The sequence below is a fragment of the Aporhodopirellula sallentina SM41 genome (assembly GCF_000346505.1).
GTDB classification, from domain to species: Bacteria; Planctomycetota; Planctomycetia; order Pirellulales; family Pirellulaceae; genus Rhodopirellula; species Rhodopirellula sallentina.
Genome location: NZ_ANOH01000420.1, coordinates 1 through 9919, shown reverse-complemented (window position 1 = coordinate 9919; position 9919 = coordinate 1). Strand labels below are relative to the sequence as shown.

Sequence of the window (9919 nt, the reverse complement as noted above, 5' to 3'; positions counted from 1 at the left end):
ATCAAAAAGACATGAAAACCCCGTCGGGTCTGAACCGTCGGTAGCCTCGCCGCTAGGTCCGCGTGAGAGTTCGCCCACTCGTGGTAGTCTCGAGCATCGTCGAAGTCCATTGCGATGACACCGCCCGAAACTGCCCCCAGCCGAATGCCAACGTTACGCATCGACTTCGGTGGCCACTGCGACTTCACCCACTCACGATCAAGAGACCGTGCCTCCAGTTTGGCAAGCTCCCCTTTCCTCAGTGACAGGCGTTTTTTGCCTACGCATAAGGGAACGACCACAAATCCCATTTCGTGAAGTGCAAGGGCAGAATCTCGCGGCGATGTTGGGGTCACTTGATGAACTCCACATGCACCATCACGGCCGCCGTGCCGCCTGATGGCGTCGGACGACGCATACCCGGCTCAGATGCCACACCCTCTCGCAATAGCCGCAGGGCAACGCTACAGACGCTTTGCAGTGGCAGTCCCATTGCATCGGCCAAATCGTGCCGCGTGCATCCGGTGGCACCTCGGGCCAGTAGTATCTCCTCGGCTCTGGCGATGCGATCAGTCTGCCGTGGCAATGCCGCAGCATGTGCCGCAGCACGAGTGGCTTGGGCCGTCGCGCCGTAGTCGAAAAGACTCATTTCCGGTTCACCGTCTGGCTTCCGCTTCGGTCGCCGGGTGCCATCTGGGCGGTGATCACTCATGGTCGGCACCTCCCGCAGCAAGAGCCTCGATGACTTTCGACGGCTCGTACCGGCGTGCCCGACCGACCAGGATGCTCGGGATTTTCCCCGCTGCCCGTAGCCTATCCAGGTGCGGACGACTGATCCCGGCGAGTCGCGCCATTTCGTCGGGTGGGACCAGCATCGGATCGCGTGATTGCTCGATCATCGGCGTCAGCTTCGTGACTACCGACTGGGTGATCAGCGCGACCAGTGCATCGGGCGATACGCCCTCGATTTCAGTCCTCATTTCCCACCTCCGATTGGTCGGGGGCGGTCGCTCGCTCGATTTCCTCGGCCGTTCGCAGCAGGATCTTTAGCTGGGCTATTTCGCGCTGGACCTGGAATAGCCGCTCACGTACTCGTGCGCTTGGTGGGATTGCCGCAAGGTATGGGCGTCGGTCTGATTGTTTGGGCATTTGTTCCTCCCAGAAATGAATTGACTGGGGGAACTATGGGCGAGACCCATTGCGCCAATTAGGTGCAGATTACAGGGCAGATTGCGCCATACTTGCGATTTCGCGCCCTCTCTCGGTAAGCCATCGACCGTGACGCCGCTTCGCGTCAATCAACCTATTCTCTCGCAACCGGTCGAACGCTCGCTTTGGATCGTTCTGATTCAACGCCCGTTTCAGGATCTTGTCCGACGCTACAGGGTTCTCTATGGTCGCGTTGAGCTCCAGCATGGCAGCTAGAATGTTCCGATCGTTTTCAGTTAAAGGGAGGCACAACCCACCATCGTCCACAGGGGCCTTACCTCGGCTTTCCCGTTGACAGTTTACGAGCGCTGGCGAGTTATCCATCGTATCGATAAACCGTTCAGCGGCGTGTCTTGCCGCGTCCATGATCACGAGTACATCGCTAGCATTCTCCACCGAACGCTTAGAGAGGAAACTGAGCTTGAAAAAGGTTTCTTCGGAAAGGGCCTCCGCTATTGGTCCGCCTAAAGCCGCGATGATTTCTCGGGTTCGATGATTCAACTTTGGCGGCTCACGGTAGTCGAGTCCTAGCACTAACTCGATTGCGCTGTGCTCAATCTTTTGGCTGGCTTGTTTGCTGGCCGTCGCAAAAAACTCCAGCAGTTCATCGAAGTCATTGCAAACAGTCTGCAGCGCCGCCGGGTTTTCCAGCCGATCTAGGGCGGTAATCAATCGTTGTTCGTTCATTATGGTTCCATGCGAGAGAAGGCCCGCCGCCGCCCAGGTGCATGGATACCGGGCGGCAACGGGCAGAAACCAACGCGGTCAGACGTCGGTGGAAACGCAGGTGACTAGCCCGCGTGGTTCATACTATCAACCGCCGAAAAGAAATTCCTATCCTTCGGCTTGATCTGTGAACACGACTTCAATGCCGATGGCCTTGTTCAAGTGATCCAACTCCTCAATTGCATGTTGCAGCTTAAACAGTGGATCACGCTCTTCGTTTCGATTGAGCCATTGATCTCCGCAGTGGGGACACATGTTGTCCCGCGGCATCGCAAGTTTTTCCAGCGGAAACTCAGTAGCCACTTGGCACTTTTGGCAAGTGACTCGCAGCATCTTGATCTCTTTCAAGCCATGTCGTCGAACAAAAATGGTCATCAATGAATCCTTGTATTGAGTGCGTCAACGTAAGCTGAACGCGGGAAAGGTCAGTCGTCAAGCATCGTCCGCAATGAGCACGAGTAACCCACGGCAGGCATCCAAGATTATCACCGGGTTTTGTGACTTCAACGCCGCAGTGAACCGACGCATCGTCGCCTTATCGATCGCGGTTTTCTGATACAATTTCATCGCGATCCGATCCGGTTCAGGGTTGGATCGCGGCTTGCCGGTCACCTTCACCAGTTCGAGCCTCAGTAGGGCTCTCAATAGCCCGCTCGCGATCTGTTTGGCGTCCTCTGGCCAATTCATCGCTAGCGATTCCGCCGCCGTCAAAATGGCGTCCAGGCGCTCCAGAGTATTCATGTCGATGCGTGATTTCGCAGTTGCCTTGACGCCCACTTGCTTGACGATCTGTTGCAGTGGCGTCCTTGGATTCGCGGCATCTCTGAACGCGGCTCGACGCTCCGCAGCTTTTCTCCGGCGTTCCTCGGCTAGGTCGTGTAGTTCGGCCATTTTGGGGCCTGTCCTTCCACGGGGCTGACACCCCGCGCACGACAAAGCCCGATAGCTCGGTTAAGAAACGCAGCAATCACACCGCGCCGATTCACGCTTGTTCCCTGCCTGTGCAGATCGATACTCGCAATGAATCCCAAGCTATCGGGCTTTGGCATTCTTCCTCGTTTTGATTGTGATTGATGGCTCGGTCACCCACGGTCACAAGAAAACCACGGGTCAAGTCGATCAGGTTCTTAAGCCGGACCAACTGCCAAACGATGCCCGATCATTGCCCGCCCCGTCCGCCGCGTCAAGCGGTTCTTTCAATCACGAGCCATCAGGAAGCATCAGGGCCAGTCGTCGGGCTCGGCTTCGTCGCCTTCCCACTCGTCAGGATCGGTCAGGTATCGCTTTCCCTGGGAACCACCGAGCAGCAGTTGGCCCGTCCGTATCGAACGACACAGACGCTCGATCTCATCAGGGCTCGGCATGTAGGGCGGTTCCTCCGTCCCGTCTGCGCGAGGACGGTACCGCTCAAGTGGGAAGTCGACGATTTCGCAGGCCTCCTTGGGACTCAGTAACCACCAGTAGACGAGGCTCTGAACCTCAACCAGCAACCCGCCGTGCACCGGCGCATCGTCTGGTTCTTCGCGGCAGGCCTTGGGCAATTCACGCCGGTCAATTGTTGCGTTTGATTCTGGCAATTCTTAGTGACTTTCGGTTTGAGAGCGGTAGGATAATCACGTCACTGGTCCCTTAATTCCGTTCACCAAAACACTTCACTGGAGATTGTTCAATGTACCCTCGGACATCAACAAACCAAGCCCCGCAGAAGCCCCGCAGCCTCGACGATCTTGCGTCGAGAACCGATGCTCAGCGACGAACCCGTGGAGCGAACAATCTCGCTTCCCGGATCAAATCCAATCCAATGGCTCGTGGTGCCCAGGCAACACCGACTCCCGCCGCCCCTTCGTGGCTCACCCAACACGCCACGTCAGCAAACAACCGCGCTGCCTCGTTGGGATCGATGCTCGACTCGGCTCAGGCGATGGGGCAACGTGCTGCGTCACCGCTTGGCGTGACCGATCAGTACAACGTGACAACCCGTGGCGGTGTGGCGACACCGGGAACTCAAATGAGTGCTGGCAGTGGTGCGATTGATGCGGCCTACGCGGCACGACACGCCAACCATGTCATGCCGACGATCGGCGCGGGACTTGATGGCGTAACCCCGATGCACGCCCAAGGGATGACGCTCGACCGAATGTTCTCCCCGGGCGACACGCATCGCCGAGAGAAGTTTGAAGCCGCCAAAGCTCGCAAGGCTGACCAGAAGGCCAAGGCGTTGTCGATGCGGCAACAGCGGGCTCAGTATCGAAACGCGGTGGGGTACAATAACGGCGCGGGAACCTACGCACCGATGTTCAACGAAGCGGGCAAACTCGATTTGATGGCGACGGCTGCCGCACGGAACATCGATCGCAACCCGGCTCTGTCGATGGCTGCAATCGAGAAGCGGCAAACGCTCGACCGATTGGCGGAACAGGCTGCGTATGATCGCGAGATGGACGGCAAACGGTTCAGCCTCGATGAACTAGTTCAGACCGCTGGGCTCGACCACGAGAACCGAAAACTCGATGAACTGGAGGCACAGGGCCGGTTCAACCGCAACGAGCAATCCAGCATGAGCCCGCAAGAAATCCTTGCGACGACGATGAAGACGCGGGAAGTGTTCGCGAACAACCCCGAAGCCCGAACCACCTACGTGGATGCCCTGCCGGATACCGACGACCCCACGGCACTGCAGGCCGCGATGCAGGCTGGCGGTCTGACGCCGGAAGACATACAGGCCGAATACGACGCGCTGAACCATCCTGGCTTCTTCGGGGCGTTTGGCAATTCTTTCGACGGAAAGGCGGAAGCTCAAGCACGCAAACGCCGAATGGACCGTCTACGTCGACAACTCAATGCACTTGGCCGCGACGCTGCACCTCCCGCGACAACGCCGGAAGGAACCTACGAGGGTTTCAACACTGCGGGCGTGATGTAGTGGCATGGTCGACCGACTTACCAGATACGCCGAACGCTTTACCGGCTTGGTCGCGGGCTTTGCCTGTTTCGCAAGGTGGTAAATTTTCCACCTTGCTCTGATGTTGATTCGACCCCTGCCGTTTCTTCGCCTGATCCTCGTAGATGCCACGTGCACGAGCGGCACACATGGAAGCCTGTGAAGGCGTGAGGTGCCGACGGTGAAGATTCAGGGACATGACAAGAGCGACCGCCCCTTCTTCATCTTCCTTGTAGATTCGCGTCGTCGGCTCCAACCCGATGAGCTTGCACGCAGCCCATCGGTTTCGGCCGTCGAGCCCGTTGGCGGCTAGGAACGCGAAAATAGTTCTTGGTGAACATAGATTAGGGGCCGCGCCGGGGCGGGGCCGGGCCACCGGGTTCGATCTTGATGGTTACTCGATCGACTTGCAATCGACACGGATCGTGGTGGACACTTTGCGGTGTGCGTCGGTCACGATCATGTCACCGCAATGTCACGCTCGGTTGTGGCATGTTCCTGCGTTGTCGTGGCGAACTCGCTGTTCCGTCACGACTTACCCGCTATCGCCTCTCGCGTCCCGTAACGCCCCCTGATCGCCCCAGCACGCTACGTGACTGGATAGTCATCCTCACGCTCTGACGCAGCAACGAGGCCAGCCAGAGGCCGCAGGCGTGCCGCAGCCCCTTGTCTGCTCGATACTCCTGCCTGTCACGATTTCGCTGTCTCGTTCGCCGCGATCGTTCTCGCCGCAATCAGCAGTTTTCGCCGCTGCGAGTCGTTCATCCGATGCCAGATCGATAGCAGTTCCTCGGTTTGCTTATCCACTTCAGACACCAATGACACCGCCCGCGACACCGCCGATTCGTCGCCCGTGCGTTTTTCGCCTGTTTTGCGGTATTCTTTCGAATCCACCTGGGCGTGCTCCGCTGCTTTCTGCGGCACTGTGTTTTTGGTTGTTGCATTCTGTGACATTGTTTTTTTGCATCCTGCGGTACCGGGTTTTTGCATTCTGCAGCACTGTGTATTCGAAAACTCCGTGCTTTGCCGGCACCTGTTTTCCGTCCCGGGCGGCTTCATTGGGGCAGCCAAATCGGTGAGTCGGACGGAATTTTGTCGCGGGAATTACCGTTGTTGCCTCCCATCCGGCGAGCTTTGATGCGCACGTAAGGCGCGATCACTCGGGCACGATCGGCGAACGTGTTGGGGGTGGCATCGGCGGCCGCATGCATCGGTTCGACGAGATCTTCGACAACAAACCCGGACCGGCACAAACCGCCGATCAACTCTTCCCAGCGATGCAGGAATTCGACCGCGCCGTTCTCTCGGAGGCGGTTTGCCGCGACCGATGCGGTGTCGGGGGGAGGCACCGGGGCGGTGCGGTAGTAGTCGTGCCGCAGTTCGTAGAAACCGCTGGATCGCTGCATCGATCCTTGCAGGCTGGTCGGGGATTTGTGTTGGCTGACGTAGAGGCCGCCCGGGCGCGTGACGCGGGCGACTTCCGCGTAGATCGCCGTCACGTCGGGCAGGTAGCAACTGCTGACCGGGTGGACGACGAGATCGAACGCGCCCGGGTCGAGCATCGACAGGTCGTCCATGGAGGCTTCGAGCAATCGCACCGAGTATTTTCGCCGGGCGGCCGCTTGCCGGTCGAGTTCCAACATCGCGGGACTGAGATCAACGACGGTCACGTCAGCCCCGGCGGCGGCATAGAGGCAGCTCTGGCGACCGCCTCCCGCGGCGAGGCAGAGCACTTTCCATCCGCGAATGTTCCCGCCAAGCCACCCGATCCGGTCGACCGTTTGAAGGGGCTCTTTGAGTTCCTCGTCGGAGACGATTCGGCACAGCGGCGAGTCGGCGGCGGTCATGCGTTGATAGCACTCACGGTTGGAACGCAGCACGTTGTCACGGGGAATGGTCAAGAAAATACCCTGAAGAGACTCGGAGACGGAAAACGCATGGAAAAAGCTCGCGATGAACCGATGTGAGGCAGGCGAACGTGAATTTCGCGTTAAGGGCGATCGAAACGCCCGTGGGCGAAAAAAGAACTCATCGTCGGCAGCAAAATCTCGGTTTTTTGGCGACCAAGAAGCGTTTCGCGTCGAGTTCCGCGAGGGTTTTCCCCTAATTTAGGAACTTTTCCGGGGCTATCGACATCTCAGCTTTGTCAACCGACACGGACGTTTTTTAAACCACATGGATGTGCCGCGCATGATCGTGGCGAGCAATGTTCTCGCCGATCGACCGCAGCGCTTTGCTTTTTCAAGATCCGACAGTATGTCATCTCCTTCACCCGATTTCGATCAGCTTCTCAGCGACCACCTGGACGGGCGGCTCGACGAGAACGATGCGCGAATGCTCGACGCAAAACTCCGCGACGATGCCGCGCTTCGATCGCAGTATGACGCGATGCTCGCCGACCGTGAACGCATGAAAGCGTTGTTTGCTTCGTCAGTCCAGTCGCAACCGCGATTGTCTGCCGATTTTGCTTCTCGTGTTCTCGCCGAAGGGCGACGTCGTAGTCTCGCGGTTTCACGCGACAACGAAAACTTGGCTGGCGATGAAAATGTCGCTGGCGATGAGAATGCGGCTGGCAATGAGAATGCGAGCCCAGTCGGTCCGGTGCACCGGGCTTCGACGCAGCCTGCATGGCATCGTTCACGTTGGATCGCGGGCGTCGCTGCATCGGCGGCCGCGGTGTTGATGTTGGTCTCGTGGAATATGAGTGGTCGGACGGACGTTGGCAACGTGTCAACGATCGCGCAGAACACCGATCCTGCGAATGCGTTGTCGGTCGACACGCAGGCGAATCCAAACACGCTGGCCGATTCAAATGTCACGGAACCGGCCATCGCCCCGGTGGACGTTACCGAGGTGTCGCCGTCGTTGATGGCCTCGGACGTTGCGACGGAGTCGGATGTTGATGCTGAAACACCTTCGATGAATGTGGATCTGATGGATGTCGCGCCGAAACCGGCGGCGGCCTCGATCGCTTCCGCGGCAGCACCCGCTTCGATGGACATGTCGTCGAGTGTTTCGATCGAATCGAATGATACGCCCGCATTGGACGCGCCTTCGCTCGGCGGGGGCGTTGATGGTCTATGATGTGCGTTTGAGTCAGAAGGGACGTGTCTCGGGCGTGTTCGCCCAAGCCATGCAGCGGAACGGGTTGGATGAAACCAGCCGTGCTCCGGTGAACCGGGATGTGATCGCGGCGGCGAAACGGGCCGACGTGTTCGACCAAGATGAGAGTTTTCAGATTGTTTTCTTGCAGGAATCGGCGAAGAAGATCGACCGGTTGTTCCTCGACCTGCTTAAAGAAGACGAGCAAGTTGAGTCGATCGGGTTGTCGTTGGTGACGGACACGCCGATTCTGCAAATGACGGATCGGTTGGCTCACGTCAATGCGACGGAGGTGAAGCATCAACAACCGATCAGTTTGCAGTTGGGTAGCGGAGCCGACGACAAGGAACTCGAGACGCTTCGCGATCTGCTCGGCGATCAAACCTTCATGCCGCTCAGTCCGATGACCGCAAACATGAACGCGGGCGGCGAGTCGTTGTCGAGCTCGGGCACCGATGTGATCTCGCGAGTGTTGATCCTCGTTCGTTGAGGGCTGAATGGCACCAATTGCCCTAGGGCATCGGGTGAGAGGATGTTGGTTTGGTGCTTCGCTTGCTTAGCGTCGTTCCCGTATGGGAAAGTTGCTAACCGATCGCTGGTTGGATCTCTCGCGATGCTTTAATGTTGTCCGCACTGCAGGAGCTAGCAAACTTGGAGTGCATGAACCATTTCATCCGGATGTCCTTCTTCCGAAGGACTATGCTTATGGCAATTCCTCAATGCTCGGTGGATAACACCTGCGGCCGCCATAACCGTACGAAGACTGACATCCCAGTTAACGTCAGAACTGCATCATCGACCGACGCGAAGAGGCCTGAGTCGCGATTGTGACACAGGCCTCTGGTTGTGTTTTGATTTCAATCGTGAGTGCGATAGAAACGTCTTTTATGTTTCTCGCTTTTCCTAGCATCGAAAATCAAAACTCTTCGCCGATAACTTCCTTCGAAGCCTTCGTTCCGAGTTTGCCCCAAAGACCATAAGGGCTTTTCGATCCTGGCGCCAAACCGGAATTGCTGTTATGGATAAGTGCAACCATGGGGCTGCTTTGGTTGCCAGCTTCGATCGAATCGGTAATGTACGCGACCGCTCCGTCGCTCATCAGGACATGACATCCACCTTGGTGCCGGCTTCCCGATGGCACCAACGAGTAGCGCTTGTCGGCCGACGCGGTCGCCATGAGAGCGGCTCCGTCATACATGCCTTCGTCGGAAACGCAGGCAGCTTTGTTGGGCGGACTGATGGTCATCATTCCTGAGTAAATCGGGTTGCCGTCGGCCCATCGAAACCCGCGTCCGATGCTACCGCTGTTGATCACGGACGCTCCAGTTGCCCAGAACTGAGGACGAGTTGCATCGACGAAAGTGGCCGAGCCACAAATCGAGGGATCGGCAGCCACTGCCGACGTCGCGCCCGCCGAGCGTGGGTTCGTTCGAATGTCTCGGTCACCTAGGTCGGTAACGATTTCGCCCATCATGGCCGTGTTGGCCAAACCATCGAGGATGTCTCGGAATCTGGACTTCTGACGTGGCACAAACACACCACGGCAGTTCGCACGTGCCATCTGGCCCGAGATTGAATTCTTCTTGTTCAGCTGGTGCGTCGACGGTCCGTCTGTCGATGACACGATGCTATCGCCGAGGCAAACGGCGTAGTTCGTACGACCGGCCGATGGCAAACCGAGTCCGGGATCGCTTGGGCAACGCAAAAACGGCAACTCGGTATTCCAAGGGCCATAATTCGCATTCCCCGTACCATTGTCGGGCGTTGGCCCCATCGCAGGTCGAGTCGCTGCCGAACCGTCCTTGTTTGGCGCGTTCGGATTGCTGATTTGCTCCCAAAGGGCTTGAGCCTCAACGAAGGGGAGCAACCCGACGAGGGCACTGAGTTCCTCGCAGTTGGTCGTTGCCGAGTTGACATCCCAAGTCGTTCCGCCAACGGGTAACCCTGTTCCCGACTTTTGCG

At 58.0% G+C, this 9919-nt stretch carries 13 protein-coding genes; 3 read left to right on the top strand and 10 right to left on the bottom strand.

Annotated features, from left to right (window positions below):
* The 7 genes from RSSM_RS35545 to RSSM_RS27265 all read right to left on the bottom strand — a co-directional run.
* Window positions 1-335: bifunctional DNA primase/polymerase (locus RSSM_RS35545; protein WP_390174073.1), on the bottom strand; the 335-nt coding region annotated here is incomplete at its 3' end.
* Window positions 332-691, bottom strand: coding sequence for a hypothetical protein (locus RSSM_RS27295; RefSeq protein WP_044303800.1), 360 nt, complete (start codon window positions 689-691; stop codon window positions 332-334). The genes RSSM_RS35545 and RSSM_RS27295, both read right to left, overlap by 4 nt.
* Window positions 684-959, bottom strand: coding sequence for a helix-turn-helix domain-containing protein (locus tag RSSM_RS27290; RefSeq protein WP_144060163.1), 276 nt, complete (start codon window positions 957-959; stop codon window positions 684-686). The genes RSSM_RS27295 and RSSM_RS27290 overlap by 8 nt, the downstream gene beginning before the upstream one ends.
* Before the next feature lie 238 nt (window positions 960-1197).
* The gene (locus RSSM_RS27280; RefSeq protein ID WP_008687364.1) at window positions 1198-1875 is read right to left on the bottom strand and encodes a helix-turn-helix domain-containing protein; all 678 of its coding nucleotides are present in this window, start codon (window positions 1873-1875) and stop codon (window positions 1198-1200) included.
* Window positions 1876-2022: 147 nt separating this feature from the next.
* Complete coding sequence (locus tag RSSM_RS27275; RefSeq protein WP_008687362.1) at window positions 2023-2289, bottom strand: hypothetical protein; 267 nt, start codon at window positions 2287-2289, stop codon at window positions 2023-2025.
* A 57-nt stretch (window positions 2290-2346) separates the two neighbouring features.
* The gene (locus RSSM_RS33410; protein WP_144060162.1) at window positions 2347-2655 is read right to left on the bottom strand and encodes a hypothetical protein; all 309 of its coding nucleotides are present in this window, start codon (window positions 2653-2655) and stop codon (window positions 2347-2349) included.
* 479 nt (window positions 2656-3134) lie between these two features.
* Window positions 3135-3491, bottom strand: a complete 357-nt coding sequence (locus tag RSSM_RS27265; protein WP_008687356.1) for a hypothetical protein — start codon at window positions 3489-3491, stop codon at window positions 3135-3137.
* A 224-nt stretch (window positions 3492-3715) separates the two neighbouring features.
* Here RSSM_RS27265 and RSSM_RS27260 point away from each other — a divergent pair, with 224 nt between their 5' ends.
* Complete coding sequence (locus RSSM_RS27260; RefSeq protein WP_144060161.1) at window positions 3716-4837, top strand: hypothetical protein; 1122 nt, start codon at window positions 3716-3718, stop codon at window positions 4835-4837.
* A 708-nt stretch (window positions 4838-5545) separates the two neighbouring features.
* On the opposite strand, the gene RSSM_RS27255 is transcribed toward RSSM_RS27260, so the two are convergent.
* Together RSSM_RS27255 and RSSM_RS27250 are read right to left on the bottom strand one after the other, a co-directional pair.
* Window positions 5546-5809 (bottom strand): hypothetical protein, encoded by a 264-nt coding sequence (locus tag RSSM_RS27255; protein ID WP_144060160.1) that lies wholly within the window; start codon window positions 5807-5809, stop codon window positions 5546-5548.
* A gap of 101 nt (window positions 5810-5910) precedes the next feature.
* Window positions 5911-6702, bottom strand: coding sequence for a class I SAM-dependent methyltransferase (locus RSSM_RS27250; protein ID WP_044303801.1), 792 nt, complete (start codon window positions 6700-6702; stop codon window positions 5911-5913).
* 409 nt (window positions 6703-7111) lie between these two features.
* Between RSSM_RS27250 and RSSM_RS31985 the strand changes: the two genes are divergently transcribed.
* Entirely contained in the window at window positions 7112-7939 is an 828-nt protein-coding gene (locus RSSM_RS31985; RefSeq protein WP_008687343.1) for an anti-sigma factor family protein, read from the top strand.
* Entirely contained in the window at window positions 7884-8447 is a 564-nt protein-coding gene (locus RSSM_RS27240) for a hypothetical protein (RefSeq protein WP_044303795.1), read from the top strand. Before RSSM_RS31985 ends, RSSM_RS27240 begins: the two co-directional genes overlap by 56 nt.
* A gap of 426 nt (window positions 8448-8873) precedes the next feature.
* Here RSSM_RS27240 and RSSM_RS27235 read toward each other — a convergent pair.
* On the bottom strand, window positions 8874-9919 hold a 1046-nt coding region (locus tag RSSM_RS27235), incomplete at its 5' end, for a DUF1559 family PulG-like putative transporter (RefSeq protein WP_044303794.1).